Annotated in this window: 22 protein-coding genes; 10 read left to right on the top strand and 12 right to left on the bottom strand. The window is 73.9% G+C overall.

Annotation, left to right across the window (positions count from 1 at the left end; genetic code table 11):
• Positions 1 to 63: 63 nt before the first annotated feature.
• The 4 genes from sucB to ACFYMP_RS01700 all read right to left on the bottom strand — a co-directional run bounded on the left by sucB (position 64) and on the right by ACFYMP_RS01700 (position 6,085).
• Positions 64 to 1,848, bottom strand: a complete 1,785-nt coding sequence (sucB, locus tag ACFYMP_RS01715; RefSeq protein WP_388848753.1) for a 2-oxoglutarate dehydrogenase, E2 component, dihydrolipoamide succinyltransferase — start codon at positions 1,846 to 1,848, stop codon at positions 64 to 66.
• A 53-nt stretch (positions 1,849 to 1,901) separates the two neighbouring features.
• A complete protein-coding gene (gene lpdA, locus ACFYMP_RS01710; protein ID WP_388848750.1) occupies positions 1,902 to 3,290 on the bottom strand; it encodes a dihydrolipoyl dehydrogenase in 1,389 nt (462 codons plus the stop codon).
• A gap of 365 nt (positions 3,291 to 3,655) precedes the next feature.
• Entirely contained in the window at positions 3,656 to 5,164 is a 1,509-nt protein-coding gene (locus ACFYMP_RS01705; RefSeq protein ID WP_388848747.1) for a leucyl aminopeptidase, read from the bottom strand.
• 153 nt (positions 5,165 to 5,317) lie between these two features.
• Positions 5,318 to 6,085: an adenosylcobinamide-GDP ribazoletransferase gene (locus ACFYMP_RS01700; RefSeq protein ID WP_388848744.1), complete on the bottom strand. Its 768-nt coding sequence runs from the start codon at positions 6,083 to 6,085 to the stop codon at positions 5,318 to 5,320.
• 124 nt (positions 6,086 to 6,209) lie between these two features.
• Here ACFYMP_RS01700 and ACFYMP_RS01695 point away from each other — a divergent pair, with 124 nt between their 5' ends.
• Entirely contained in the window at positions 6,210 to 6,962 is a 753-nt protein-coding gene (locus ACFYMP_RS01695) for a hypothetical protein (RefSeq protein WP_388848741.1), read from the top strand.
• A gap of 33 nt (positions 6,963 to 6,995) precedes the next feature.
• Here ACFYMP_RS01695 and cobT read toward each other — a convergent pair whose 3' ends face one another.
• Positions 6,996 to 8,087: a nicotinate-nucleotide--dimethylbenzimidazole phosphoribosyltransferase gene (gene cobT / locus ACFYMP_RS01690; protein WP_388848738.1), complete on the bottom strand. Its 1,092-nt coding sequence runs from the start codon at positions 8,085 to 8,087 to the stop codon at positions 6,996 to 6,998.
• Positions 8,088 to 8,272: 185 nt separating this feature from the next.
• Here cobT and ACFYMP_RS01685 point away from each other — a divergent pair, with 185 nt between their 5' ends.
• A complete protein-coding gene (locus tag ACFYMP_RS01685; RefSeq protein WP_388848735.1) occupies positions 8,273 to 9,244 on the top strand; it encodes a class I SAM-dependent methyltransferase in 972 nt (323 codons plus the stop codon).
• 40 nt (positions 9,245 to 9,284) lie between these two features.
• Here the strand turns inward: ACFYMP_RS01685 and ACFYMP_RS01680 are convergent, their stop codons facing one another.
• Entirely contained in the window at positions 9,285 to 10,520 is a 1,236-nt protein-coding gene (locus tag ACFYMP_RS01680) for a bifunctional adenosylcobinamide kinase/adenosylcobinamide-phosphate guanylyltransferase (RefSeq protein ID WP_388848732.1), read from the bottom strand.
• 78 nt (positions 10,521 to 10,598) lie between these two features.
• Between ACFYMP_RS01680 and ACFYMP_RS01675 the strand changes: the two genes are divergently transcribed.
• Entirely contained in the window at positions 10,599 to 10,871 is a 273-nt protein-coding gene (locus tag ACFYMP_RS01675; RefSeq protein ID WP_388848729.1) for a hypothetical protein, read from the top strand.
• A gap of 247 nt (positions 10,872 to 11,118) precedes the next feature.
• Here the strand turns inward: ACFYMP_RS01675 and ACFYMP_RS01670 are convergent, their stop codons facing one another.
• From ACFYMP_RS01670 to ACFYMP_RS01660, 3 genes are all read right to left on the bottom strand, one after another.
• Entirely contained in the window at positions 11,119 to 12,255 is a 1,137-nt protein-coding gene (locus ACFYMP_RS01670) for a S1C family serine protease (RefSeq protein WP_388848725.1), read from the bottom strand.
• A 93-nt stretch (positions 12,256 to 12,348) separates the two neighbouring features.
• Positions 12,349 to 13,071 (bottom strand): class I SAM-dependent methyltransferase, encoded by a 723-nt coding sequence (locus tag ACFYMP_RS01665; RefSeq protein WP_388848722.1) that lies wholly within the window; start codon positions 13,069 to 13,071, stop codon positions 12,349 to 12,351.
• 161 nt (positions 13,072 to 13,232) lie between these two features.
• A complete protein-coding gene (locus ACFYMP_RS01660) occupies positions 13,233 to 13,859 on the bottom strand; it encodes a DUF3043 domain-containing protein (RefSeq protein ID WP_388848719.1) in 627 nt (208 codons plus the stop codon).
• Positions 13,860 to 14,125: 266 nt separating this feature from the next.
• Here ACFYMP_RS01660 and ACFYMP_RS01655 point away from each other — a divergent pair, with 266 nt between their 5' ends.
• The 5 genes from ACFYMP_RS01655 to ACFYMP_RS01635 all read left to right on the top strand — a co-directional run bounded on the left by ACFYMP_RS01655 (position 14,126) and on the right by ACFYMP_RS01635 (position 20,992).
• Positions 14,126 to 14,929, top strand: coding sequence for a PspA/IM30 family protein (locus tag ACFYMP_RS01655; RefSeq protein ID WP_388848717.1), 804 nt, complete (start codon positions 14,126 to 14,128; stop codon positions 14,927 to 14,929).
• 129 nt (positions 14,930 to 15,058) lie between these two features.
• Entirely contained in the window at positions 15,059 to 15,337 is a 279-nt protein-coding gene (locus tag ACFYMP_RS01650) for a hypothetical protein (RefSeq protein ID WP_388848714.1), read from the top strand.
• Positions 15,338 to 15,526: 189 nt separating this feature from the next.
• Positions 15,527 to 16,894 (top strand): sensor histidine kinase, encoded by a 1,368-nt coding sequence (locus ACFYMP_RS01645; RefSeq protein ID WP_388848711.1) that lies wholly within the window; start codon positions 15,527 to 15,529, stop codon positions 16,892 to 16,894.
• Between the two features lie 73 nt (positions 16,895 to 16,967).
• Positions 16,968 to 17,645 carry a response regulator gene (locus tag ACFYMP_RS01640; protein WP_388848708.1) on the top strand — a complete coding sequence of 226 codons (678 nt, stop codon included), beginning with the start codon at positions 16,968 to 16,970 and terminating at the stop codon, positions 17,643 to 17,645.
• A 200-nt stretch (positions 17,646 to 17,845) separates the two neighbouring features.
• Positions 17,846 to 20,992 (top strand): efflux RND transporter permease subunit, encoded by a 3,147-nt coding sequence (locus tag ACFYMP_RS01635; RefSeq protein WP_388848705.1) that lies wholly within the window; start codon positions 17,846 to 17,848, stop codon positions 20,990 to 20,992.
• A gap of 127 nt (positions 20,993 to 21,119) precedes the next feature.
• Here the strand turns inward: ACFYMP_RS01635 and nadA are convergent, their stop codons facing one another.
• Entirely contained in the window at positions 21,120 to 22,325 is a 1,206-nt protein-coding gene (gene nadA / locus ACFYMP_RS01630; RefSeq protein ID WP_388848702.1) for a quinolinate synthase NadA, read from the bottom strand.
• Between the two features lie 300 nt (positions 22,326 to 22,625).
• Between nadA and ACFYMP_RS01625 the strand changes: the two genes are divergently transcribed.
• Positions 22,626 to 22,982, top strand: a complete 357-nt coding sequence (locus ACFYMP_RS01625) for a HesB/IscA family protein (protein ID WP_388848699.1) — start codon at positions 22,626 to 22,628, stop codon at positions 22,980 to 22,982.
• Between the two features lie 81 nt (positions 22,983 to 23,063).
• Here the strand turns inward: ACFYMP_RS01625 and ACFYMP_RS01620 are convergent, their stop codons facing one another.
• Together ACFYMP_RS01620 and ACFYMP_RS01615 are read right to left on the bottom strand one after the other, a co-directional pair.
• Complete coding sequence (locus tag ACFYMP_RS01620; protein WP_388848696.1) at positions 23,064 to 24,437, bottom strand: hypothetical protein; 1,374 nt, start codon at positions 24,435 to 24,437, stop codon at positions 23,064 to 23,066.
• Positions 24,438 to 24,671: 234 nt separating this feature from the next.
• Entirely contained in the window at positions 24,672 to 24,863 is a 192-nt protein-coding gene (locus tag ACFYMP_RS01615; protein WP_388848693.1) for a hypothetical protein, read from the bottom strand.
• Positions 24,864 to 25,032: 169 nt separating this feature from the next.
• Here ACFYMP_RS01615 and ACFYMP_RS01610 point away from each other — a divergent pair, with 169 nt between their 5' ends.
• Positions 25,033 to 26,007, top strand: a complete 975-nt coding sequence (locus tag ACFYMP_RS01610) for a carbohydrate kinase family protein (RefSeq protein ID WP_388848690.1) — start codon at positions 25,033 to 25,035, stop codon at positions 26,005 to 26,007.
• Positions 26,008 to 26,196 lie beyond the last annotated feature (189 nt).

The raw sequence follows: 26,196 nt of genomic DNA, 5'->3' as shown, positions 1-26,196 counted from the left end.
GGGTCCGGACGGGGGCGCCGCCGTATGAGGATCGTTACAGAGCCCCAGGGGGACTCAGGGGCCTCACAGGCCCAGCTCGACCTCGAACTCGCCGGCCTCCAGGATCGCCTTGACGGCGCCCAGGTAGCGGGCGGCGTCCGCGCCGTCCACCAGCCGGTGGTCGTAGGAGAGCGACAGGTACGTCATGTCGCGGACACCGATCACGGTGCCCTCCTCGGTCTCGATGACGGCCGGCCGCTTGACGGTCGCGCCGATACCGAGGATCGCGGCCTGGTTCGGCGGCACGATGACCGTGTCGAACAGGGCCCCGCGCGAACCGGTGTTGCTGATCGTGAAGGTCGCGCCCGACATGTCGTCCGGGGTCAGGCCGCCGCCGCGGGCCTTGCCGGCCAGCTCGGCGGTCTTCTTCGCGATACCGGCGATGTTCAGGTCGCCCGCACCCTTGATGACCGGCGTCATCAGGCCCTTCTCGGCGTCCACGGCGATGCCGATGTTCTCCGAGTCGAAGTACGTGATGGTGCCCTCGTCCTCGTTGATCCGGGCGTTGACGACCGGGTGGGCCTTCAGCGCCTGGGCCGCCGCCTTGACGTAGAACGGCATCGGGGACAGCTTGACGCCCTCGCGCGCGGCGAAGCCGTCCTTGGCCTGCCCGCGCAGCTTCATCAGCCGCGTGACGTCGACCTCGACGACCGTGGTGAGCTGCGCCTGCGAGTGCAGGGCCTTCATCATGTTGTCGCCGATGACCTTGCGCATGCGGGTCATCTTGACGGTCTGGCCGCGCAGCGGAGACGCCTCCAGCTTCGGCGCCTTCCTGGCGGCCGGAGCGGCGGCAGCGGCGGCGGGGGCCGGAGCGGCCTGCGCCTTCGCGGCCTCGGCGGCGGCGAGCACGTCCTGCTTGCGGATGCGGCCGCCCACGCCCGAGCCCTGGACGGTGGACAGGTCCACGCCCTGCTCGGAGGCGAGCTTGCGCACCAGCGGCGTCACGTACGCGCCCTCGTCACCGGAACCGGCGGCGGGAGCGGGCGCGGCGGGCTGGGCCGGGGCCGGCGCGGGGGCCGGAGCCGGGGCGGGCGCGGCCGGGGCCGGGTCGGGCGCCGGGGCGGCCTGCTCCTGCGGGGCCGGGGCGGAGGGGGCCTGCGGAGCGGGGGCGGGCTGCTGCGGCGCCTCCTGCTTCGGCGCCTCCTGGGCCGGGGCGGCCGGAGCCGGGGCCTGGGCGGGGGCGGCGGAGCCGGGCGCGCCGATGACGGCGAGCTTGGCGCCGACCTCGGCGGTCTCGTCCTCGGCGACCGTGATCTCCAGCAGCACACCGGCGGTGGGCGAGGGGATCTCGGTGTCGACCTTGTCGGTGGAGACCTCGAGCAGCGGCTCGTCGGCCTCGACGGAGTCGCCGACCTCCTTGAGCCAGCGGGTGACGGTGCCCTCGGTGACGGACTCGCCGAGCGCCGGGAGCACCACGTCGGTGCCCTCGGCGGAGCCGGCGCCGGAGGCCGCCTCCGCGGTGGGCGCCGGGGCGGGGGCCTCGGACTCGGTGGACGGGGCGGCCTGCTCGGGCTGCTGCGGCTCGGCGGCCGGGGCCTCCTGCTGGGCCGGGGCCTCGGCGGGGGCGCCGGTGCCGTCGTCGATCAGGGCCAGCTCGGCGCCGACCTCGACGGTCTCGTCCTCGGCGACCTTGATGGAGGAGAGGATGCCCGCGGCGGGCGAGGGGATCTCGGTGTCGACCTTGTCGGTGGACACCTCAAGCAGCGGCTCGTCGGCCTCGACGCGCTCGCCCTCGGCCTTCAGCCAGCGGGTGACAGTGCCCTCGGTGACGCTCTCGCCGAGCGCCGGAAGGGTTACGGAAACCGGCATGGTTCCAGGTGCTCCTTACGAAGTGGAAAAAGTCTGTGTCGCCCGGTGACTGGTCAGTCGTGCGAGTGCAGGGGCTTGCCGGCCAGGGCCAGGTGGGCCTCGCCGAGCGCCTCGCTCTGGGTCGGGTGGGCGTGGATGAGCTGGGCCACCTCGGCCGGCAGCGCTTCCCAGTTGTAGATCAGCTGGGCCTCGCCCACCTGCTCGCCCATGCGGTCGCCGACCATGTGGACGCCGACCACGGGACCGTCCTTGACCTGGACGAGCTTGACCTCGCCCGACGTCTTCAGGATCTTGCTCTTGCCGTTGCCCGCGAGGTTGTACTTGAGGGTGACGACCTTGTCCGCCCCGTACACCTCCTTGGCCTTCGCCTCGGTGACGCCGACGGAGGCGACCTCGGGGTGGCAGTAGGTGACGCGCGGCACGCCGTCGTAGTCGATCGGCACGGACTTGAGTCCGGCCAGCCGCTCCGCGACGAGGATGCCCTCGGCGAAGCCGACGTGCGCGAGCTGGAGGGTGGGCACCAAGTCGCCGACGGCGGAGATCGTCGGGACGTTGGTGCGCATGTACTCGTCGACGAGGACGTAGCCGCGGTCCATCGCGACGCCCTGCTCCTCGTAGCCCAGGCCCTGCGAGACCGGGCCGCGGCCGATCGCGACCAGCAGCACCTCCGCCTCGAAGGTCTTGCCGTCGGCCAGCGTGACCTTGACGCCGTCCTGGGTGTACTCGGCGCCCTGGAAGAAGGTGCCCAGGTTGAACTTGATGCCGCGCTTGCGGAAGGCGCGCTCCAGCAGCTTGGAGCTGTTCTCGTCCTCCAGCGGCGCGAGGTGCTTGAGGCCCTCGACGATGGTCACGTCGGTGCCGAAGGACTTCCAGGCCGAGGCGAACTCGACGCCGATGACGCCGCCGCCCAGGATGATCGCCGACTTCGGCACCCGGTTGAGCTTGAGCGCGTGGTCCGAGGAGATGATCCGGTCGCCGTCGATGTCCAGGCCCGGCAGCGACTTCGGCACGGAGCCGGTCGCGAGCAGCACGTGGCGGCCCTGCACCCGCTGGCCGTTCACGTCCACGGAGGTGGGGGAGGAGAGCTTGCCCTCACCCTCGATGTACGTCACCTTGCGCGAGGCGATCAGGCCCTGGAGGCCCTTGTACAGGCCCGAGATGACCTCGTCCTTGTACTTGTGGACGGCCTCGATGTCGATGCCCTCGAAGGTGGCCTTGACGCCGAACTGCGCGCTCTCGCGCGCCTGGTCGGCGATCTCCCCGGCGTGCAGCAGCGCCTTCGTGGGGATGCAGCCGTTGTGCAGGCAGGTGCCGCCGACCTTGCCCTTCTCGATCAGGGCGACGTCCAGGCCCAGCTGAGCGCCTCGCAGCGCCGCGGCGTAACCGCCGCTACCACCGCCGAGGATCACTAGGTCGAAAACGGTGCTGGCGTCGTTCGCCACGTCACGTCCTCCATGCATGTGCGCCGTAACCCGGTCATCCATGACCGGTCGGCGGCGGTCGTCGGCCGCTCGTTACTTCGGCCCTCGGTGGGGCCCTGTCCTGCCGGTTACCCATCTTCGCACTTGTCGGAGCCGGACGGGACGCGCCCCCGGGGTGTGAGAAGGGCGACAGCCGCCCACCGGGGCCGCGCGGCGGTACGGGCACGGGTACGGCCGCGCGTATTCCGCCGGTGGGGCGGTACGCGCGGCCGTACGTGTGAGCAGTCAGACAGGCACGCGCGGGCCCGGCCCCCGCGTACGGCGTGAGGCGGTACGCGAGGACCGGGCCCGCGGTCACCGTCCGTCACCGGACGGCGGCCCGGTGCTCAGACCAGTTCGCCCTCGGCGGCCGTCTCGGCCAGCCGGACCAGGGTGCGCACGGCGGAACCGGTGCCGCCCTTCGGGGTGTAGCCGAACGGGGCGCCCTCGTTGAAGGCCGGGCCCGCGATGTCCAGGTGCGCCCAGGCGATGTCCTCGGCGACGAACTCCTCAAGGAACAGGCCGGCGACCAGGCCGCCGCCCATCCGCTCGCCCATGTTGGCGATGTCGGCGGTCGAGGACTCCATGCCCTTGCGTAGGTGGGCCGGGAGCGGCATCGGCCACGAGGGCTCGCCGGCCTGGCCGGACAGCTCGTGGATCGTGGCGCGGAAGGCGTCGTCGTTGCTCATCACGCCGAAGGTGCGCGAACCCAGCGCGACCATCATGGCGCCGGTCAGCGTCGCGACGTCGACGATCGCGTCGGGGTTCTCCTCGCCCGCGCGGGCGATCGCGTCGGCCAGCACGAGCCGGCCCTCGGCGTCGGTGTTGAGCACCTCGACGGTCTTCCCGCTGTACATGCGCAGCACGTCGCCGGGGCGGGTCGCGGAGCCCGAGGGCATGTTCTCGGCCAGGGCCAGCCAGCCGGTCACGTGCACGGGCAGCTTGAGCCGCGCGGCGGTGACGACGGCGGCGAACACGGCGGCGGCGCCGCCCATGTCGCACTTCATGGTCTCGTTGTGGCCGGCCGGCTTGAGCGAGATACCGCCCGAATCGTACGTGATGCCCTTGCCGACGAAGGCGAGGGACTGCTGGGCCTTCGCGCCCTTGTACTCGATCTTCACGAGCCGCGGCGGGCGCGCGGAGCCGGCGCCGACGCCGAGGATGCCGCCGAAGCCTCCCTTGGCCAGGGCCTTCTCGTCGAGGACGGTCACCTTGAGGCCGTGCTCCTTGCCGGCCGCCTGGGCGATCGCCGCGAAGGACTCCGGGTACAGGTCGTTGGAGGGGGTGTTGACCAGATCACGGGCCCGGTTCAGCTCCTCGGCGAGCACGACGGCGCGTTCGGCGGCCGCCTTGTGCGCCTTGTCGCGGGCCTTCGCGCCGTGCACGGCGATCTCGGCGACCGGGGCCTTGGCGTCCGTGTCGTCCTTGTAGGCGCGGAAGGCGTAGGCACCGAGCAGGGCGCCCTCACCGATCGCGCCGACCGCCTCGGCGCCGGCCACGGGCAGCGCGAAGGACGCCTTCCTGACACCGGTCAGGGCGCGGGCCGCGACACCGGCGGCGCGGCGCAGCGCCTCCGCGCCGAAACCGGCCTCCTTGACGTCCTCGGCGCCGAGGCCGACCGCCACGACGAGCGGGGTCCTGAACCCGGCCGGGGCGGGGAGCTTGGTCAGCTCGCCCTCGGCACCCGAGGCGCCCAGCGTCTCCAGGAGACCGGCGAGCTTTCCGTCGAAGGCCGCGTCCACGGCCTCCGCGCCGGGTGCGACGACCGGGCCCTCGGCGCCCTTCGCCACACCCACGACGATCGCGTCGGCCCGCAGGCCGGACCCGGCGGCGGGCTTAAGAGTCAGAGCTGTCACGGTGGTGAGTTCTCGCTTCCATAGAGTTCGGGGCCTGATTGCTGGGGACGACGGCCCGGCGCGGGGTCCGACCGGACCGGCGCCGAGGCAGAGCCTACGCTCCGTGACGGCCCTCGCCCATGGCGGAGGGCGCCGCCCCGGCCGGCAGGGGGCTCAGCGCCCCAGGGCGAGGACGACCAGCGCCGCCGTGGCCGCCGTCTCCTCCAGTGCCCCGAACACGTCGCCCGTCACCCCGCCCAGCCGCCGTACACAGCGGCGCAGCAGCGCGGCCGCCGCCACGAGACCCGCCAGGACGGCCACGAGCAGCCGCAGCACCGCCCACGGCCCCCCGCCCGCCCCGGCGCCCGCGCACACCGCCAGGCACAGCGCCCCGGCCCCGTACGCCGCCGCGCGCGGGACGGTGCCCGCGACGGCGGCCCCCAGGCCCTCCGGGCGGGCGGCCGGAACCCCCGCGCACGCGGCGCCGGTCATCGCCAGCCGCCCCACGACGCCCGCGACGGCGGCGCCGATCGCGCCCTGCGCCCAGCCGTCCCCGTACAGCCGGGACAGGACGGCGACCTGGGCGAGCAGGACCAGCAGGAGGGTCACGACGCCGAACGGGCCGATGTCCGAACGCTTCATGACGCTCAGCGCCGCCTCGGCCGGCTTCCCGCTGCCCAGCCCGTCCGCCGTGTCGGCGAGGCCGTCCAGGTGCAGGCCGCGCGTGAGCACGGCCGGTACCGCGACGCTCGCGACCGCCGCGAGGAGCGCGCCCGCGCCGAGCAGTGACAGGACCCCGCCGAGCGCGGCGGCGCACAGCCCGACGACCAGCCCGGCCAGCGGCGCCCAGAGCATGCCCGCGCGGGCCGCCTCCCGGTCCCAGCGGCTCACCCGTACGGGGAGCACGGTGAGGGTGCCGAAGGCGAAACGTATGCCGTCCATGGCGCGATCCTCTCAGGAGCGAGGAGCGAGGAGCGAGGAGCGGGCGGACGGCGGAGCGGGCGCGCGTGCGGGCCCGTCCCGGGATAGAACGGGCCCGGGGGCGAACGACGTCGGGAGTGGCCGCATGGGGACTTGGTTCGACCGGAACTTCGTGGAGCCGGGCAAGCTGCCGCTGCTGCTGGCCCTGGCCGCGTTCGTCGTGACCTTCCTCGTGACCCGCACGATCACGCGGCTGATCCGGGCCGGCCGGGGGCCCTTCCGCAACATCACCCCCGGCGGGATGCACATCCACCACGTCGTGCCGGGCGTGGTCCTCGCCGTCGTCGGCGGCTTCGGCGCGGTGAGCAGCGGGAAGCGGGGGGTGGCGGCCGGGATCTGCGCGGTGATCTTCGGGGTGGGGGCCGGGCTCGTGCTCGACGAGTTCGCGCTGATCCTCCACCTGGACGACGTCTACTGGTCCGAGCAGGGCCGGCAGAGCGTCGAGGTCGTGATCCTGACCGCCGCGCTCGTCGGGCTGCTCGTGGCCGGGTTCTCCCCGATCGGCGTGGACTCGGTGTCCTCGCGGGAGGCCGGCGGGCGGGCCACCGCGATCACGGTCCTCCTGCTCGACCTGCTGTTCGTCGCCATCACCCTCGTGAAGGGCAAGCCGAAGACGGCCCTGCTCGGCGTCCTGGTGCCCTTCCTCGCCTGGGTCGGGGCGGTCCGGCTGGCGCGGCCCGGCTCCCCGTGGGCCAGGCGCTTCTACGCGAGGCACCCGCACCGCAGGGCCCGCGCGCTGGTGCGCGCCTACCGCCACGACCGCGACTGGGTGCGCCGCGCCCGCCGCTTCCAGGACCTGATCGGCGGGGCCCCGGACCGGCTGCCGGCCGGCGGCTGAGCGGCGGGCGCACGGGGCGGTCCCGAAGGTCCCTCAGCCCTCGGCGGGCTCCCCGGTCCCCGGCTCCCCGGCCGCCGCCTGCTCGCGCACCGGAAGCTCCCCGGTGAGCGCCGCCGCGGCCCGTACCAGCGGCAGGGACAGCAGCGCGCCGACCCCCTCGCCGATCCGCACCCCCTGGTCGAGCAGCGGTTCCAGGGCCATCCGGTCGTACGCCTTCGCCTGCGCCGGCTCCCCGCTGACGTGTCCGGCCAGCCACCAGTCCGGGGCGCGGAAGGCGGCACGCTGCGCGACCAGCGCGCAGGCCGCGGAGACCACGCCGTCCAGGACCACCGGGGTGCGGCGCACCGCGCACTGGAGGAGGAAACCGGTGATCGCCGCGAGGTCCGCGCCGCCCACCGCGCCCAGCAGCGCGAGCTGATCGCCCAGCACCGGGCGGGCCCGGCGCAGCGCGTCCCGGATCGCCGCGCACTTGCGCATCCAGGTCAGGTCGTCGATCGCCTCGCCGCCGCGTCCGGTGACCACCGAGGCGTCCGTGCCGCACAGTGCCGCGACCAGCGCCCCGGCGGCCGTGGTGCCGCCCACGCTCACGTCACCGAGCACCACGAGGTCGGTGCCCGAGTCGGCCTCCTCGTCGGCCACGGCCATCCCGGCCCGCACCGCGGCCTCCGCCTCGTCCAGGGTCAGCGCGTCCTCGATGTCGATACGGCCCGAGCCGCGCCGCACCCGGTGCCGCGTGACCTCGGCCGGCAGCGTGTCCGGATCGCAGTCCAGGGCCATGTCGACCACCCGCACCGGGACGTCGAAACCCCGGGCCAGGACCGCCACCGGGGCGGTGCCCTCCAGCACCTCGCGTACGAGGGCCGCGGCCCCGCCCGCCGGACGCCGGGAGACACCGAGCCCGGCGACCCCGTGATCCCCGGCGAAGAGGATCACGCGCGGCTGCCGTACGGGCGTCACCGGAACCGTGGTCTGCGCCGCCGAGAGCCATTCCCCCAGCTCGTCCAGCCGGCCCAGCGCGCCCCTCGGCACGCTCAGCAGCGCCCTGCGGTCCTCGGCGGCGTGCCGGACCGCGCTGTCGGGGCGCTCGATCAGGTCGGAGAAGTCGTCGAGATCAATCCTGCTCATTCGCGGAACAGTACCGGCACCCGCCGTCCCGCCCCCGTACGGCCCGGACACCGGGGGGAGTGCGCGGGACGAGGGAGGCGTTCCGGGCGGGTCCAGCGGGATACGTGACAGTTCATCGGGTTTCATGACGCATGCCGCCTTTTGCGGAGAAACCGTCGTCAGCGAGCACGGGGTGAGGAGCGGTCATGTCCCCGAACGCCACGGCACACCTCCCGAAGCACACCGGCCCCCCGCTCAGCGGGGCGGTGGACACCGGCCGCCGCGCCGCCCCTCCCGGGCGAGGAGCGGACGCGCCCTCCCCGGCCTCGGGGGCCTCCGGGGCCGCATGCGTCTGGTGCGGGTCCCGGCGGCTGCTGCCTGTCGCGCGCGGCACCAGGAGTGTGCGGCTGACCCGCTGCACCCGGTGCGCCCACACCTTCGGCGCCCCGCGCCCCGCCACGGCGCTGCGCCCGCCCGCCCCGCGCGCCGTCCCCGAACGCAGGCACCGCGAACGGGCCCGCCTCCTGCTCCCGTACGGCGAACCGGAGAGCTGGCTCGACGTCGGCACCGGCGAGGGCGCCTTCCCCGCCGTCGCCCGTTCCTGCTTCCCCTACACCGCCTTCGACGGCCTCGACCCCGACCCCGTCCAGATCGCCCGCGCCCGCGCCGAGGGGCACGTCGAGGAGGCCCACCACGGCACGCTCAGCTCCGCGCTGCCCGCACTCGTGGGGCGCTACGACGTCGTCAGCCTCTTCCACCAGTTGGAGCGCGCCCCCGACCCCCGGGCCGAACTCGCCGCCGCGGCCCAGGCGTTGCGCACCGGCGGGTACCTCCTCGTCGAGGCGTACGACCCGCGTTCCGCGCTCGGCACGCTGCTCGGCCCGCACTGGGCCCCGTTCACCGGACAGACCCCGGCCCACCTCGTACCCCGCCCCGGGCTGCTGCGCGCCCTGCGCGAACTGGGCTTCACCGTCCTCAGCGTGCGGCGCGGCCCCGCCCACCTGCCGGGCGACCTGCGCACGGCGGCCGCCCGCGCCCTGGCCCACCGGCGCGGGCCCGCCGCGCTCCTCACGCGCCCGCTCACCGGTACGGCCGGGGCCCTCGACGCGCTGCTCGCCCCGCTCGCCCGGCGCACCCGGCTCGGTACGGGCTACCGGGTCCTCGCCCGCCGCGGATGAGGCCGCCGGGCCGCGCCCGGCCCGGCGGTGGGCCGCGCGCTCAGCCCCGCAGGACCAGCGCCTGGCCCGCCACGACCAGCAGCACCTGTTCGCACTGGGCGGCGAACCCCGCGTTCAGCCGCCCCAGTTCGTCGCGGTAGCGACGCCCCGAAGCGGTCGCGGGCACCACGCCCGAGCCCACCTCGTTGGACACCGCCACGACCAGCCGCCGGGTCTCCCGCAGGGCCTGGGTCAGCTCCGCGACCCGCGCGCGCAGCTTGCGCTCCCCGCCGGTGGCCCACGCGTCGTCGTCCCACGCGTCGACCGAGTCCATCGCGTCCGCCAGCCACAGCGACAGACAGTCGACGAGCAGCGGCGGGCCGTCCTGGAGCAGCAGCGGCACGAGATCGCAGGTCTCCGCGGTACGCCAGGACGCGGGACGCCGCTCACGGTGCAGCCCTATCCGGGCCGCCCACTCGGTGTCCCCGTCCCGGCTGCCGCCGGTCGCGACGTACAGCACCTCCGGGTAGGTCTCCAGACGCCGCTCGGCCTCCACCGACTTCCCCGAACGCGCGCCGCCCAGCACGAGCGTACGGCGCGGGACGAAGGGCGCGCGGTAGGCCGTCTCGTCCGGCGAGAGCCCGCGCACCCCGGTGCCGGTGCGCGCGGCGAGCGTCGTCCCGTCCGGGACCGCCCGCGCCCCGGCCGCGACCAGCCGCCGCTCCAGTTCGGGTCCGGGCGGCACGTCGTGGTCCAGGTGCGCGGCGAGCACCGCCGTGTCCGGGCCGACCGCGCCCGCCGCCCGCAGCCGCGCCAGCGCGTCCGGCCGCCGTACGACGTCCATGACCACGGTGTCGTACGGCTCCGGGTAGGTGTCCGGGCCGGCCGGGCCCGCGCCCGGCGGCAGGTACAGGAGCCGTTCCCCGTCCGGGCCGGTCACCCCGTAGCCGGTACCCGGGGCGTCCGTGGCCAGCGCCCGCACCCGGTGGCCCGCGAGCAGCGCCAGTTCCCGGCCCTCGGGCACCCGCCCCGGCTGCGGCAGCCCGGCGGGGATCTCCACGGCGGGACCCTCGTGGGGGTGGCTCAGCAGGACCTGCCGGGCGCCGCTGAGCGAATGGCCCGCGCGGGCCGCCGCGAACACCGCGCCCGGGGTCAGGTCGAACAGCAGGACCCCGTCGACCAGGAGCGCCGTCGCCGACCGCGCGTCGCGGCCGAGGGCGCGTGCGCACGCGGCGCAGGGGCAGTCGGGGCGGGGAAGACCGGAGGGGCCGCCGGTGCCGAGCAGAGTCAGTTCCACACCATGATTTTCTCCTGCCCCCTGCGGGGCCGCGCGTCCGGCTAGGCTTCGGGGAGGACTCGGATCTTGGAGGCTGACATGGCGGCATGGACGTGGCGGTTCGAGAAAACCGACGGGACGGAGGTCCAGCCGGCCCTGGAGCCCGAGGAGTTCACCACGCAGGGTGACGCGGAGTCCTGGGTCGGCGAGTACTGGAAGGAACTCCTCGACGGGGGCGCCGACCAAGTGCGGCTGTTCGAGGACTCCACCGAGATCTACGGACCGATGAGCCTGCACGCGAGCACCCCCGAGCCGGCCCCGGCCGAGCCGGTGGCCGAGGAGGAGACCGACGGGGAGGCGGCGCAGGCTTAGGCGTGTCCGGCCGTTCCCGTCCGCCGCGCGACGCCGTGCGCGTCCTCTCGCCGTACCGCCCCCGGACCCGAGTACGGTCCCGTACGCGGCACCGGGGCCGGCGCGCCGGCGGCACGCGCCTGACGCCGCGCGGCCGCCCCGCGGGCGACGACGGGAAGCGGCGGACACGCCCCGGCGCGGCGGGGAGGCGGCGCGGGGCCGCTCCGGGCGCTGCGGCCCCGGGCGCCGCGCCCCCGCCCGCCCCGCCTCACGTCTCGCCGAGTGTCACCCGGGCCCGGTGCGGCTCGCCGTCCCGCGTGTAGGCCACCTCGACGCGCTGACCGGGGCGGTCGGCGGCGAGCGCCTCGGTCAGTGACTCGATCGTCGTCAGCTTCGTGCCGTCGAGCGCCGTCAGGATGTCCCCGGCCCTGATCCCCGCCTTGTGGGCCGCTCCGCCCTCGCGCGCGGTGACGACGGCCACCCCGGAGGGGGAGAAGCCCGCGCCCAGGACGGTGCGCCCGGTGATGCCGAGCGCGGCCCGGCCCGAGTCGGTGACCTTGCCGTTCCGCACGATCTGGCCCGCGATCGTGCGTACGGTCGCGGAGGGGATCGCGAAGCCGATCCCGGGCGCCGTGCCCGAGCCCAGCTCGGGATCGGTCGCGGCCAGCGTCGGGATGCCGATGACCTTCCCGTCCAGGTCCACGAGGGCGCCCCCGCTGTTGCCCGGGTTGATGGCCGCCGAGGTCTGCACCATGTTGGCGATGGTCGCCCCGGTGCCGCCGCCCGAACTGCCCTCGCTGACCGTGCGGCCCGTCGCCGACACGATGCCCTGGGTGACGCTGGAGGCCAGGCCGAGCGGGGAGCCCATCGCGAGCACGATCTGTCCCATGGCCACCTTCCGCGAGTCCCCGAACCGGGCGGCTTTGAGCCCCTCGGGCGGCTCGTCGAGGCGGACGACCGCGAGGTCCTGCGGCGGATAGCTGGACACCAGCTTCGCGGACAGCTCCTGCTCACCGGTGGCCGTCGTCACCTTGAAGGTGGTCTCGTCGCCGACGACGTGCGCGTTGGTGACGACATGGCCCTTGCCGTCGAGGACGATGCCCGAGCCGAGCGAGTCGCCCGCCCGGATCTGCACGACGGACGGCAGCACGTCCTTGATGACCCGCTGGTAGTCCCGCTGCAACTGGTCCGAGGAACGCGGCACCCCCGCCTCGGGCGCGCGAGCGGAACCGGCGGCCGCCCGTTCGGGCACCGGGGAACAGCCCCCGAGCAGGATCACCGCGCCCAGGGCCGCGCCCACCGGCAGCAGCCGCGCGCCGCGGAAGACGCGGCGGGAGAGGGAGGAACGAGCGGGGCGGCAGACGCGGGGGAGAGGGCCGAAGACACGGGAATCGCGAGCGTCCATGTCCGGATTATGGGGCGACGGGGTGCCCTCCGGCCGCCTGGAAGGGGCTGTCCGGGGACTGACCCGGCCCGGCGACGGGGGCCCGCCCGGCTCTCAGCGCCGTACGCCGCACAGATGCAGCAGCGCCGCGACCTGCCGGTAGGGATCGGTGCGCCCCGCGCGGTCCTCCGCCGTCAGCAGACGGTCGAGCTCCCCGGGGGCGGGGGTGGCCGCGTCGTCGGAGAAGTGTTCCGTGAACACCCGGACCCCGTACCAGCCGGCGAGCGGGGCACCGATGCCCGCGAGGGTCTGGGTCAGGGCGGAGAGCCGGTCCGCGCGCACCGCGCGCCCGCCGCGGTCCAGGGCGACGGGGGAGTCGAAGGCCGTGAGCGCCGCCTCCCAGTGACCTTCGAGCCCGGGGCGCAGCGCGAGCGCGTCCGCGTTGCGCACCAGCAGCGACAGCAGCCCCCCGGGGGCCAGCACCCTGCCCAGAGCCGCCAGTACCGGATCGGGCTCCTCGACGTGCATCAGCACCCCGTGGCACAGCACGAGGTCGAAACTGCCCGGGGTGAAGTGCACCCCGGTCTCCCGGCCGTGCCCCTCCAGCAGCCGCACCCGCTCGCGTACCTCGGCCGGCTCGCCGGACAGCACCGAGCGCGCCTTCGTCAGGAGATCCGGATCGGACTCCAGACCGGTGACCTCGTGTCCCGCGCGCGCCAGCCGCAGCGCCTGGGTCCCCTGCCCGGTGCCCACGTCCAGCACCCGCAGCCGGCGGCCCTGCGGGAAACACTCCGCGAGCCGTTCGTCGAGCTGCCGCGCCACCAGCACCTGGCGCACCGCCCCACGCACCCCGCCCAGCCCCCGCACCCACCGCTCGGTCTCCGCGAAGACCGGCCGCGCCCCGGACTGCCCGGGTTCAGGACCACCCTGCGGCGGCGGGCCGAAGCCACCGGGACGCCCGGCGGGGGCAGCGCCGAAGAAATCGGAGGGCGCAGTACTCAGGGCCGCTCCCCGCGCCGCACCTGGGGCTTGGGCATCCGCAGCCGCCGCATCTGCAGCGTGCGCATCAGGGCGTAGGCGACGGCACCCTTCTTGGGCTCGTTCGGGTACCGCGTACGCAGTTCCTTCTTCAGGCCCACCGCGATCCGTACCGAGTCCACCACGATCAGGACGATCAGCAGGAGCCAGAAGAGCAGAGCGATGTTCTGGAGCGCGCCCACCCGCACCATGCTCAGCACGAGGATCACGACGGCGGCGGGCAGGAACCACTCCGCCACGCACCGCCGGGAGTCCACGTAGTCCCGGGCGAGCTTGCGCACCGGGCCCTTGTCACGGGCGGGCAGATAGCGCTCGTCGCCGGTGGCCAGCGCCTGGCGCTGACGCTCCATGTCGGCACGGCGCGCGTCGCGCTGCCGCTTCGCCGCCTCCTTGCGCGTCATCTGCGTGTTGGTCACGCTGCGGCGCTGCGTCTGCGAGGCGCTGCGCTTGGGGGTCGGGCGGCCCTTCGGGGCCTGCGGGTCACGGGGCTGCTTGGAGTCGGTCACCTGCGCCTGGGCGCCGGGTGCCTGCTCATCCTTCGTACGGCTACGGAACACAAAGCCCAAGGGTACGGGGTGCCGGCGCATGAGCGGCCGCGGTCCGGGGAACGATCCGGCAACACCACGCGTCCTGAATACGGGGCGTAGGTGGACTTACGGGGACCTGACCGGCGGGTTTCCGGGGCCCTGCCGGGGTTCGCCTACTCCCTACGCCGGACCGTCCTCCTCCGCAGTCGTCCTTGGGGAGGAGCGGATAGCCGCTCGAACAGTGCGGTAATAGAGGCAGGGCCCGTACTGTGGGTTCTGTTGGAGTGCTGGAGCCGAAGGCCGTCAGAAGGGGGCGCGCGAAGCCCATGAGCGGTGTGATGAAGCGTATGGGGATGATCTTCCGCGCGAAGGCGAACAAGGCCCTTGACAGGGCCGAGGACCCGCGCGAGACCCTCGACTACTCGTACCAGAAGCAGCTCGAACTGCTGCAGAAGGTGCGCCGGGGGGTCGCCGACGTCGCGACCTCCCGCAAACGACTCGAACTGCAGCTCAACGGGTTGCAGACCAATTCCTCGAAGCTGGAGGAGCAGGGCCGCAAGGCGCTCGCGCTCGGCCGGGAGGACCTCGCCCGCGAGGCGCTCTCGCGCCGCGCGGCCCTCCAGCAGCAGGTCACCGACCTGGAGACGCAGCACCAGACGCTGCAGGCCGAGGAGGAGAAGCTGACCCTCGCGGCACAGCGCCTCCAGGCCAAGGTGGACGCCTTCCGCACCAAGAAGGAGACCATCAAGGCCACCTACACCGCCGCCCAGGCGCAGACCCGGATCGGCGAGGCGTTCTCCGGGATCTCCGAGGAGATGGGCGACGTCGGTCTCGCGATCCAGCGGGCCGAGGACAAGACCGCGCAGTTGCAGGCCCGCGCCGGAGCGATCGACGAACTGCTCGCCTCGGGCGCCCTGGACGACTCGTCCGGGCTGGCCAAGGACGACATCGCGGCCGAACTGGACCGGCTCTCCGGCGGCACCGACGTGGAGCTGGAGATCCAGCGCATGAAGGCCGAACTCGCCGGCGGCAGCGGCGGGCAGCAGCAGGCCATCGAGCCCGGTCAGGGCGAGGCGAAACCGCAGCAGCCCGGCCAGTCCCAGGGCACCCCGCGTTTCGACAAGCAGTAGCGGCGGCCGGCCGGTGCGGGCGCGCGGCCCGCGCCGGGCCCTCGCACCGCCGCCGGACACTCCCGCCGCAGTCGTCCGTCCCGCAGTGACACGGCCCCGGTGCCGTGACGAGCGCCCGAGGAGAACGTCATGATCGTCCGGATCATGGGGGAGGGCCAGGTACAGCTGGCCGACAGCCACGTCGCCGAGCTGGACGCGCTCGACGACGAACTGCTCGCCGAGATGGACAAGGGGGACGGCCCCGGTTTCCGCGCGACCCTGCACGCGCTGCTGGACCGGGTCCGCGCCCTGGGCACCCCGCTGCCCGACGACTCCCTGGAGCCGTCCGAGCTGATCCTGCCCGCCCCCGACGCGACCCTCGAAGAGGTCCGCGCCATGCTCACCGACGACGGCCTGATCCCGGGCTGACCCCGTCGCCGCACTCCCACCACCGGGGCGCCCCCGCCAGCGCGGAGGCGCCCCGGCGCACGTCACCGACGCGATCCGCGTGCCGGTGACAGGGCCCACACTCACCCGTTCGCACCAACGGCGCGTGCCCGACCGTCCACGCCGTCTCGTCCCAGGGGGAAGTCAGGGAACAGGAGACCGTCCACGACCATGTCCGCCCACCTGCCGGCGCCCCTGCGCCACGTCACCTGCTGGTCGCGCGCGCACCCCCTCGCGCCCGACGCGCTGCTCGCCGTCCTCGTGCTGGCCTGCATGGTCCTCGGCTCCTTCGCCGGCCCGCACACCCAGCAGGGCCAGGCCTGGGAGGCCCGCTCGCCCGGGGCGCTCAGCCTCGCCCTGATGGCCGCGTGCGCGGGCCTGCTGGTCCTGCGCCGCCGCCGTCCCCTCCTGGTCCTGGGCCTCACCTCCGCGCTGTCCCTGTGCGAGGTCGTCAACGGCGAGCCGCGCGCGCCCGTCGTGATGGGCGCCGTGATCGCCCTCTACACGGTGGCCGCGCACACCGACCGTTCCACCGCCTGGCGCGTCGGCCTGGTCACCGTCGTCGGTCTCACCGCCGTCGCGATGCTGGCCGGGGAGCTGCCCTGGTACTCCCAGGAGAATCTGGTGATCACCGCCTGGACCGGGCTCGCCGCCGCCTTCGGGGACGCGGTGCGCAGCCGACGGGCCTTCTGGGCGGCGATCCGCGAACGCGCCGACCGCGCGGAGCGCACCCGCGAGGAGGAGGCCCGCCGCCGGGTCGCCGAGGAGCGGCTGCGCATCGCCCGCGACCTGCACGACGTCGTCGCCCACCACATCGCCCTCGTCAACGTGCAGGCCGGGGTCGCCGCCCACGTCATGGACCGGCGCCCCGACCAGGCCAAGGAGGCGCTCGCCCATGTCCGGGCGGCCAGCCGCTCGGCCCTGGAGGAACTGCGCGCCACCGTGGGGCTGCTGCGGCAGTCCGGCGACCCGGCCGCGCCCACCGAGCCCACCGCAGGTCTGGAGCGCCTCGACGAACTGCTCGGCACCTTCCGCAGCGCCGGGCTCCCGGTCACCCTCGTCACCCCCGGCCCGCAGGCCGCCGGCCCCCTGCCCTCCGCCGTGGACCTCGCCGCCTACCGCGTCGTCCAGGAGGCGCTGACCAACGTCCAGAAGCACGCGGGGCCCGGGGCCCGCGCCGAGATCAGCGTCGTACGGGTGGGCCGGCAGGTCGAGGTGAGCGTGCTCGACGACGGCCGGGGCGGCGCCGCCAAGGGCCCCGACCAGGACGGCGGCCACGGGCTGCTCGGCATGCGGGAGCGGGTCGGCGCGCTCGGCGGGCACCTCACGGCCGCCCCCCGGTACGGAGGCGGCTTCCGGGTCCACGCGATACTGCCCCTGGACCTGCCGAGGACCGGGCCGGACCGCGAGAGCGGGGAGGCGGCCGGAAACGACCGGCCGGGCGGGACCGGGCAGCCCGCCGGGGGCCGCCCTCCCGCCCAGGGCCGCCCGCCGGCCCAGGGCCACCGACCGACCGTACGACCGGGGGAAGCCGTATGAGCCGTACCAGTCCGGGCCCGACAGGCCGGGCCGCAGGGGGCCGCACCGGCCCGCGCGGGCCGCGGGGCACCTCGTGACCATCCGCGTCCTGCTCGCCGACGACCAGGCCCTGCTGCGCAGCGCCTTCCGGGTCCTCGTCGACTCCGAACCCGACATGGAGGTCGTGGGCGAGGCCTCCGACGGGGCCGAGGCCGTACGGCTCGCCGCCCAGGAGCGCGCCGACGTCGTCCTCATGGACATCCGGATGCCGGGCACCGACGGACTCGCCGCGACCAGGATGATCAGCGCCGACCCGGCCCTCGCCGACGTGCACGTCGTGATGCTCACGACCTTCGAGGTGGACGAGTACGTCGTCCAGTCGCTGCGCGCGGGCGCCTCCGGCTTCCTCGGCAAGGGCTCGGAACCCGAGGAACTGCTCAGCGCCATCCGCGTGGCCGCCGCCGGGGACGCCCTGCTGTCTCCCGCCGCGACCAAGGGCCTCATCGCGAGCTTCCTCGCCCAGGGCGGCGGACGGACGGGCGCCGAGGCCGACGGGGCGCGGCTGGCCACTCTCACCACCCGCGAACGCGAGGTGCTCGTCCAGGTCGCCGGGGGACTGTCCAACGACGAGATAGCCGAACGGCTCGCGGTCAGCCCGCTCACCGTCAAGACCCACGTGAACCGGGCGATGGCCAAACTGGGCGCCCGCGACCGGGCACAACTCGTCGTAATCGCCTACGAATCGGGCCTGGTACGCCCACGGGTTGAGTGAGTCTCCACCACCGCGTACTGCGCCCGCAGTAGAGGCCCCCGCAGAAATGGTCCTGGAAGCGACCCTTCAGGCCCCGGCGATGAACCATCGTGTTGTACGAACGGTCCACAGCTTCCGCACACCCCATCCGGCCCCGCTCGGCGGCGCCGGGCGGACGGCCGCTCCCCGCCCTTGCCGCGTAGCCACAGAGAGAGACCTCCATGTCCTGGCTGTCGAGATTCAGCCTTGCCCAACGGGCCCTGATCGGGCTGATGTCGGTCATCGCGATCGTCTTCGGCGCGATAGCGATACCGCAGCTGAAACAGCAGCTGCTTCCCAACATCGAACTCCCCCTCGTCTCCGTCCTCGCCCCCTACCAGGGCGCCTCGCCCGACGTGGTCGAGAAGCAGGTCGTGGAGCCCCTGGAGGACTCGCTCGACGCGGTGGACGGTCTCTCCGGGATCACCTCGACCTCCAGCGAGGGCAACGCCGTCGTCATGGCGCAGTTCGACATCGGCGGGGGCGACTCCAAGCAGCTCGTCGCCGACGTCCAGCAGGCCGTCAACCGCGTCCGCGCCCAACTGCCCGACGACGTCGACCCGCAGGTGATCGCCGGTTCGACCGACGACATCCCGACCGTCGTCCTGGCCGCGACCTCCGACCGCGACCAGCAGGCCTTCGCCGACCAGCTCGACCGCGCCGTGGTCCCCGCGCTGGAGGACATCGACGGCGTCGCCCAGGTCACCGTGGACGGGGTGCGTGACCTCCAGGTCACCGTCACCCCCGACGACGCGAAGCTCGCCCGCGCCGGTCTCAACACCAGCGCGCTCAGCCAGGCGCTCAAGGCGGGCGGGGCCACCGTGCCGGCCGGCTCCTTCGACGAGGGCGGCAAGAACCGCACCGTCCAGGTCGGCGGCGCCTTCACCTCGCTGAAGCAGATCGAGAACCTGCGCGTGCTGCCGCCGGCGGCCCCCGGAGCCCCCGGCAAGAGCGGTGCGGCCAAGCCCGTACGCCTGGGCGACATCGCGAAGGTCGCGCAGCAGGAGGCCCCGGCCACCGCGCTGACCCGCACCAACGGCAAGCCCAGCCTCGCCGTCGCGCTCACGATGGACCGGGACGGCAGCGCCGTCGCCATCTCCGACGAGGTCGAGAAGCAGCTGCCGAAGCTGCGCGACTCGCTCGGCACCGACGCCAAGCTCACCGTCGTGAGCGACCAGGGACCGGCCGTCTCCAAGGCCGTCAAGGGCCTGACCACCGAGGGCGCGCTCGGCCTCGTCTTCGCCGTCCTCGTGATCCTGGTCTTCCTCGCCTCGATCCGCTCGACGCTCGTCACCGCGGTGTCCATCCCGCTGTCGGTCGTCCTCGCGCTGATCGTGCTGTGGACCCGCGACCTGTCCCTCAACATGCTGACCCTCGGCGCGCTCACCATCGCGATCGGCCGGGTCGTGGACGACTCCATCGTCGTCCTGGAGAACATCAAACGGCACCTCGGCTACGGCGAGGAACGCAAGGAGGCCATCCTCACCGCCGTCCGCGAGGTCGCCGGGGCGGTCACCTCCTCGACGCTCACCACCGTCGCGGTGTTCCTGCCGATCGGGCTGGTCGGCGGCATCGTCGGCGAGCTGTTCGGCTCCTTCTCGCTCACCGTCACCGCCGCGCTGCTCGCCTCGCTGCTGGTCGCCCTCACCGTGGTGCCGGTCCTGTCGTACTGGTTCCTGCGCGCCCCGAAGAACGTCAGGGACGCCGCCGGGATCGAACAGGCCCGCAGGGAGGCCGAGGAGAAGGAGGCGCGCAGCCGCCTCCAGCGCTTCTACGTGCCGGTCCTGCGCTTCGCGACCCGTCGCCGGATCACGAGCCTCGCGATCGCGCTCGTCGTGCTCGTCGCGACCTTCGCCATGGCGCCGCTGCTCAAGACCAACTTCTTCGACCAGGGCGACCAGGACACGCTGAGCGTGACCCAGGAACTCCCGCCCGGCACGAGCCTCAAGACCACAAACGAGGCGGCCCGCAAGGTCGAGAAGCTGCTCGCCGACACCGACGGCGTCCAGGACTATCAGGTCACCGTCGGCTCCTCCGGGTTCATGGCGGCCTTCGGCGGCACCACCGACACCAACCACGCCACCTATCAGGTCAAGCTCAAGGACGCCGAGCAGTACGAGGCCGTCCAGGACCGGATCGAGAAGGGCGTGGCCCGGCTCGACGGGGCCGGGGACGTGAGCGTCGCGGCCGGCGGCGGCTTCGGCGACCAGGACCTGAGCGTCGTGGTGAAGGCCCCCGACGGCGACACCCTCGGCAAGGCCGCCCAGCAGGTCGTGGGCGCCGTCAAGAAGACCGACGACGTCAAGGACGTGCAGAGCGACCTGTCGCGGTCGATCCCGAGGATCTCGGTCACCGCCAAGCCCGCCGCGGCGGAGGCCGGTTACGACGACACCGCTCTCGGCGCGCTCGTCGCCCAGTCGGTGCGCGGCACCACGAGCGGCGAGGCGATGCTGGACGACACCGAGCGCGACGTCGTCGTCAAGTCCGCCCACCCGGCGACCACTCTGGACCAGCTGCGGGGGCTCGACCTGGGCACGGTGAAGCTCGGCGACATCGCCCAGGTGCGGCTCGTCGACGGCCCGGTCTCCAGCACCCGGATCGACGGGGCCCGCGCGGCCACCGTCACGGCCAAGCCGGTCGGGGACAACACCGGTGCCATCAGCGCGGACCTGCAGAAGCAGATCGACGCGCTGGACCTGCCGCAGGGCGCGACCGCCAGCATCGGCGGGGTCACCTCCGACCAGGACGACGCGTTCAAGAAGCTCGCGCTGGCCATGCTCGCGGCCGTCGCCATCGTCTTCCTGCTGCTCGTGGCGACCTTCCGCTCGCTGATCCAGCCGCTCATCCTGCTGGTCTCCATCCCGTTCGCGGCGACCGGCGCGCTCGGCCTGCTCATCGTCACCGGCACCCCGATGGGCGTCCCGGCGATGATCGGCATGCTGATGCTGATCGGCATCGTGGTTACCAACGCGATCGTGCTCATCGACCTCATCAACCAGTACCGCTCGCGCGGCCTGGGCGTGGTCGAGGCCGTGATCGAGGGGGGCCGGCACCGGCTGCGGCCCATCCTCATGACGGCGCTCGCGACGATCTTCGCGCTGCTGCCGATGGCGCTCGGGATCACCGGTGAGGGCGGCTTCATCGCCCAGCCGCTCGCGGTCGTGGTGATCGGGGGCCTGATCACCTCCACGATCCTGACCCTCCTGCTCGTCCCGACGCTCTACGCCCTCGTCGAACTCCGCAAGGAACGCCGCGCCAAGAAGAAGGCGGCGAAGCGGGAGGAGAAGGCGGAGCCCACCGTCCCCGAACAGGAACGCGTCACCGTCTGACCCGCGACAAGCCAGTGGGGCCGGCTCCCGTGAAAGGGAGCCGGCCCCACTGGCGCGCGGCCAACCGCCGGGCCCGGCCGGCGTCCGAGGACGCACAAGGCCGAAGGCCGGGTGACCACCTCGCCGCCTACGGCAGCAGAAGCATCCGCTCCAGCGCCGCCTTCGCGTACTTCTCCGTCTGAGCGTCCACCTGAATCCGGTTGACCAGCTTGCCCTCGGCGAGCGACTCCAGCGTCCACACCAGATGCGGGAGGTCGATCCGGTTCATGGTCGAGCAGAAGCACACGGTCCGGTCGAGGAAGACGATCTCCTTGTCCGGGTGGGCCTTCGCCAGCCGGCGCACGAGGTTCAGCTCGGTGCCGATCGCCCACTTCGAACCGGCCGGGGCCGCCTCCAGCGCCTTGATGATGTACTCCGTGGAGCCCACCTCGTCGGCCGCCGACACCACTTCGTGCTTGCACTCCGGGTGGACGAGGACCCGGACGCCGGGAACCCGCTCGCGCACCTCGTTGACCGAGTCCAGCGAGAAGCGCCCGTGCACCGAGCAGTGGCCGCGCCACAGGATCATCTTCGCGGCGCGCAGTTCCCCGACGCTCAGCCCGCCGTTCGGCTTGTGCGGGTTGTAGAGGACGCAGTCCTCCAGGGACATCCCGAGGTCCCGTACGGCCGTGTTGCGGCCCAGGTGCTGGTCGGGCAGGAAGAGCACCTTCCCGCCCTGCTCGAATGCCCAGTTCAGGGCGCGCTCCGCGTTGGAGGAGGTGCAGATCGTGCCGCCGTGCCTCCCGGTGAACGCCTTGATGTCGGCCGAGGAGTTCATGTACGAGACGGGCACCACGTCGTCGGCGATCCCCGCCTCGGTCAGCACGTCCCAGCACTCCGCGACCTGCTCGGCGGTGGCCATGTCGGCCATCGAGCAGCCGGCCGCGAGGTCCGGCAGCACGACCTGCTGGCGCTCGGAGGTGAGGATGTCGGCGGACTCGGCCATGAAGTGCACACCGCAGAACACGATGTACTCCGCCTCCGGACGGGCGGCCGCGTCCCGGGCGAGCTTGAAGGAGTCGCCGGTGACGTCGGCGAACTGGATGACCTCGTCCCGCTGGTAGTGGTGGCCCAGGACGAAGACCTTGTCGCCGAGCTTCTCCTTCGCCGCGCGGGCGCGGGCCACCAGACCGGGGTCGGAGGGCTCCGGCAGATCACCGGGACACTCGACGCCACGCTCGCTGCGCGGGTCGGCCTCCCGGCCGAGCAGCAGCAGCGCCAGTGGCGTGGGCTGTACGTCGAGTTCGAGAGCGGTGGGATCGACGGGGGCTTGGGCCGTGGTCACGTCACGCACCCTTTCTTCGTTTCGGCAAGCGCGGCGGGGCCGCTCGAACGGCTTCAGCGCGTGCTGCGAGCGCCGGAACCTCTTTTCGTCTTACTGACGTTATTCATGATATCCGCTTACCGTCATATTGACGATGCCGGGCGGCCCGATGTGACGTGCGCCCCTCGCCGCCCCGTGCCGCCCTCCTCGGGCGTGTGCGAGCATGAGGAGGGAAAGCGAAGAAGCACGTACCCACCGCCGGAATGAAACCGGGCCGCAACCGGTTGGAACGTCGGCAAGCAGTCTCCGTACAACCCGGGAGAGAAGCAGATGTCCGTATCGGACGAGACCACCACCGTGAGCGACGGCATCCTCCTGTCCGACGCCGCCGCGTCGAAGGTCAAGGCCCTGCTGGACCAGGAAGGCCGTGACGACCTCGCACTGCGCGTGGCCGTCCAGCCCGGCGGTTGCTCCGGCCTGCGCTACCAGCTCTTCTTCGACGAGCGTTCGCTCGACGGCGACGTCGTGAAGGACTTCGGCGGCGTCAAGGTCGTCACCGACCGGATGAGCGCTCCCTACCTGGGCGGCGCCTCCATCGACTTCGTGGACACCATCGAGAAGCAGGGCTTCACGATCGACAATCCGAACGCCACCGGCTCCTGCGCCTGCGGCGACTCGTTCCACTGACCGGCCCCGAGCCAGGTCATCAGGGCGGCGGCCCCCGGAACTCTCCGGGGGCCGCCGCCTTTCGCGCGCCCGGGTACCCGCTCAGCCGGCCGGAACGGTCCGTCCCGCGTGGTCCACGACCGCCCGCTGTCCGGCGGGCCGCTCCAGCGTCACCGTCCGGGACAACTCCCGGGCGAGCAGCACGCACACCTTCCCCGGCCGGCCGCGCTCGACCACGCTCACCCGCACCCGGCTCTTCTCCTCGTGTGCCACGGCGCGGTAGGAGGCGCACGCCCCGCCGGTGAACCGCACCGTCAGGCGGCGCCCGTCCGCCGCGTACGACTGCGGGCGCACGGCACGCGTCCGGTCACCGGCCCCCGCCGCACCGGGACCGCCCGGCTCCATCCGCTGCCCGCCGCCCGGCCGCAGGTACTCCGCGTCCACCGCCGTCTCGGCCAGCGTCACCGGCTGCCCCGCCCCGGAGGGCCGTACGTCGAAGAGCCAGGCCGGTACGAGGACCGGACGCCCCTTCTCCGAGCGCACCGACAGCCCGAAGCGGACCGACTCCACGGGGACGGGGGAGGGGCCGCCCGTCGTCGCGGGCCCCGCGTCGCCGTCCGGACCGTCCGAGGCGTCCAATCCGCCCGGACCGCCCGCGTTCAGCCGGCCCAGCGCCTCCTTCGCCGGACCCACCGGATAGCGCGCGCCCCTGACCGGCGTCAGCAGCTTCCCGCTGCCGCCGCTCACCGCCCCGTCCGGTGAGACCTGGAGCAGCGTGGACCAGCCCCGCGTGGGCAGTCCGCCGACGACCGGATCGGCCTCGACCTCGCGCACCGCGCCCCGCAGCCGCTGGGCCGTCGTGCGTGCCGAGTCCTCGCCGAGCGCCTTCAGCACCGGCGCCGCCACCGCGCGCGCCCTCGCCGTACTCACCGGCGTACCGCCCGGAGAACCCGGGGAAGGGGAACAGGGCTTGGCGCGCGGGCAGTTGTCGCCCCCCGGGCCCCGACGCGCCAGATAGGTCCAGCCTCCCGGGGCCTGCCGGCTCACGCGCAGCGCCTGGCCCGAACCGTCGTTCGCCGGGCCGATCCGCCACTCGCCGCCCTCGGCGCGCGGCGCGCCCTCGACGCCGAGCGCCTTCGCGAGCCGCAGCACGTCCGCACGCGCCACCGCACCCGAGGAGCGGTACACCGGGGCCGAGGCGGGCCCCTCCGGCAGCGGCCCCCGGGCCCGGTAGCGCACCCCGTTCGGATCCGGTTCCCCGGGCGCGATACCGGCGGAACCGCCCGACGGCACCGGGCCGCCGGCCGCGTCGAGGGTCAGCGGCGGGGCCGAGGCCGCGCCCGGGGAGGCCGGGCCCGTGGCCGTACGGCCCGCGCGGGCGCCGTCCGCGTCCGCGCCGTCGTGCCGCGCCGTGAGCACCGCCGCCGTACCGGCCCCCGCGAGCAGGACCACCCCGACGACGGAGAGTGTGACCACAGGGCGGGGCCCGCCGCGCCGACGGGGCCGGGCGGACTCGGGCCCGGCAGGCTCGGGCCCGGCAGGCTCGGGATGTTCGGCTCGCCTCCGCGCGTTCACCGCATCGCTCCTTCGTCTCGTCGCCGCCCGTGAAGGGGGGACGTCCTCGGGGACAGCGGTTCGACGGAGCGGGCCCCGGCGCGGTTCCCCGCGCGGGCCCGGCCGGCCGCGCTCGGCGGCTCGCGGGCCCCGGCCTCAGCCCCCGTACTCCGGCATCCGCTCCAGCAGGCGGGCCGAGGACGGGGGGACCGACACGCCCCGGATGAGGGCGGGCGGCACCGCCGCGCAGGCGCGGGCGGGCACCGGCCAGTGCGGGACCATCCGCTGGGCGTCGCGGGTGAGCTGCGGCAACCGGGCGCCGTCGTCCACAAGGGGGTTCATGTCCATGAGCGCACCGTACGCACCGGGTTGCCACGAAAAAAGCCCTACTATCGGGTAGTTCCGGCCGCCGGTGCGAGCGGGCGGGCGCGGGGGCACCGGGTAGCGTGAGACGTCAGCCGCGACCGTCCCCGGAGGACGTCCGGGCCCCACGCCCCCCGAGCAGGAGCAGCCAGCCGTGCGCATCGCAGTAACCGGCTCCATCGCCACCGACCACCTCATGACCTTCCCCGGCCGGTTCGCCGACCAACTGGTCGCCGACCAGCTCCACACGGTCTCCCTGTCCTTCCTCGTCGACAACCTCGACGTGCGCCGGGGCGGGGTCGGCGCGAACATCGCCTTCGGGATGGGGCAGCTCGGCACCGCGCCGATCCTGGTCGGCGCGGCCGGAGCCGACTTCGACGACTACCGCGCCTGGCTCGACCGGCACGGAGTGGACACCGCCTCGGTCCGGATCTCCGAGGTCCTGCACACCGCGCGCTTCGTGTGCACGACGGACGCGGACCACAACCAGATCGGCTCCTTCTACACCGGCGCCATGAGCGAGGCCCGGCTCATCGAGCTGCAGGCCGTGGCCGAGCGGGTCGGCGGGCTCGACCTCGTCACGATCGGGGCCGACGACCCGGAGGCGATGCTGCGCCACACCGAGGAGTGCCGGGCCCGCTCCATCCCCTTCGCCGCCGACTTCTCGCAGCAGATCGCGCGTATGGACGGCGAGGAGATCCGGGTCCTGCTCGACGGCGCCCGCTTCCTCTTCTCCAACGAGTACGAGAAGGGCCTCATCGAGTCGAAGACCGGCTGGAGCGACGAGGAGATCCTCGGCCGGGTCGGCCACCGCGTCACGACGCTGGGCGCCGACGGCGTACGCATCGAGCGGGCCGGCGAGGAGCCGATCCACGTCGGCGTCCCCGAGGAGGACCGCAAGGCCGACCCGACCGGGGTCGGCGACGCCTTCCGGGCCGGCTTCCTCTCCGGCCTCGTCTGGGGCGTGAACCTGGAGCGCGCGGCACAGGTCGGCTGCATGCTGGCGACCCTCGTCATCGAGACGGTGGGCACGCAGGAGTACCAGTTGCAGCGGACGCGGTTCATGGAGCGGTTCACGAAGGCGTACGGGGACGCTGCCGCTGAGGAGGTCCGGGGGCATCTCGCCTAGCCGGCGGTGGCCTGGCGGCCGGCCAGTGGGGCCTGTTGCCTCCGGCGGATCTCCGGGCCTTGGGCGGCCGCCTCTTGCCTCCGGCGGCTCCTCAAGCGCCGGAGGGGCTGGGTGGGGTGCGGTGGTGGTGTGGTGGCGGCCGGTCCTTGCCCCGAGCGGCCGCCTTTTGCCTCCGGCGGCTCCTCAAGC

It is taken from the genome of Streptomyces sp. NPDC007088 (genome assembly GCF_042869355.1).
Classification (GTDB): Bacteria; Actinomycetota; Actinomycetes; order Streptomycetales; family Streptomycetaceae; genus Streptomyces.
Note: the sequence above shows the minus strand (reverse complement) of the source record. Positions and strands in the feature narration are given on the sequence as shown.

What these genes read in the sequence shown, in the direction of transcription:
- sucB (WP_388848753.1), bottom strand. Translation starts at nt 1,848, where the DNA reads ATGCCGGTTTCCGTAACCCTTCCGGCGCTCGGCGAGAGCGTCACCGAG.
- ACFYMP_RS01700 (WP_388848744.1), bottom strand. Translation starts at nt 6,085, where the DNA reads ATGGACGGCATACGTTTCGCCTTCGGCACCCTCACCGTGCTCCCCGTA.
- ACFYMP_RS01695 (WP_388848741.1), top strand. Translation starts at nt 6,210, where the DNA reads ATGGGGACTTGGTTCGACCGGAACTTCGTGGAGCCGGGCAAGCTGCCG.
- cobT (WP_388848738.1), bottom strand. Translation starts at nt 8,087, where the DNA reads ATGAGCAGGATTGATCTCGACGACTTCTCCGACCTGATCGAGCGCCCC.
- ACFYMP_RS01685 (WP_388848735.1), top strand. Translation starts at nt 8,273, where the DNA reads ATGTCCCCGAACGCCACGGCACACCTCCCGAAGCACACCGGCCCCCCG.
- ACFYMP_RS01675 (WP_388848729.1), top strand. Translation starts at nt 10,599, where the DNA reads ATGGCGGCATGGACGTGGCGGTTCGAGAAAACCGACGGGACGGAGGTC.
- ACFYMP_RS01670 (WP_388848725.1), bottom strand. Translation starts at nt 12,255, where the DNA reads ATGGACGCTCGCGATTCCCGTGTCTTCGGCCCTCTCCCCCGCGTCTGC.
- ACFYMP_RS01660 (WP_388848719.1), bottom strand. Translation starts at nt 13,859, where the DNA reads ATGCGCCGGCACCCCGTACCCTTGGGCTTTGTGTTCCGTAGCCGTACG.
- ACFYMP_RS01655 (WP_388848717.1), top strand. Translation starts at nt 14,126, where the DNA reads ATGAGCGGTGTGATGAAGCGTATGGGGATGATCTTCCGCGCGAAGGCG.
- ACFYMP_RS01650 (WP_388848714.1), top strand. Translation starts at nt 15,059, where the DNA reads ATGATCGTCCGGATCATGGGGGAGGGCCAGGTACAGCTGGCCGACAGC.
- ACFYMP_RS01645 (WP_388848711.1), top strand. Translation starts at nt 15,527, where the DNA reads ATGTCCGCCCACCTGCCGGCGCCCCTGCGCCACGTCACCTGCTGGTCG.
- ACFYMP_RS01635 (WP_388848705.1), top strand. Translation starts at nt 17,846, where the DNA reads ATGTCCTGGCTGTCGAGATTCAGCCTTGCCCAACGGGCCCTGATCGGG.
- ACFYMP_RS01625 (WP_388848699.1), top strand. Translation starts at nt 22,626, where the DNA reads ATGTCCGTATCGGACGAGACCACCACCGTGAGCGACGGCATCCTCCTG.
- ACFYMP_RS01615 (WP_388848693.1), bottom strand. Translation starts at nt 24,863, where the DNA reads ATGGACATGAACCCCCTTGTGGACGACGGCGCCCGGTTGCCGCAGCTC.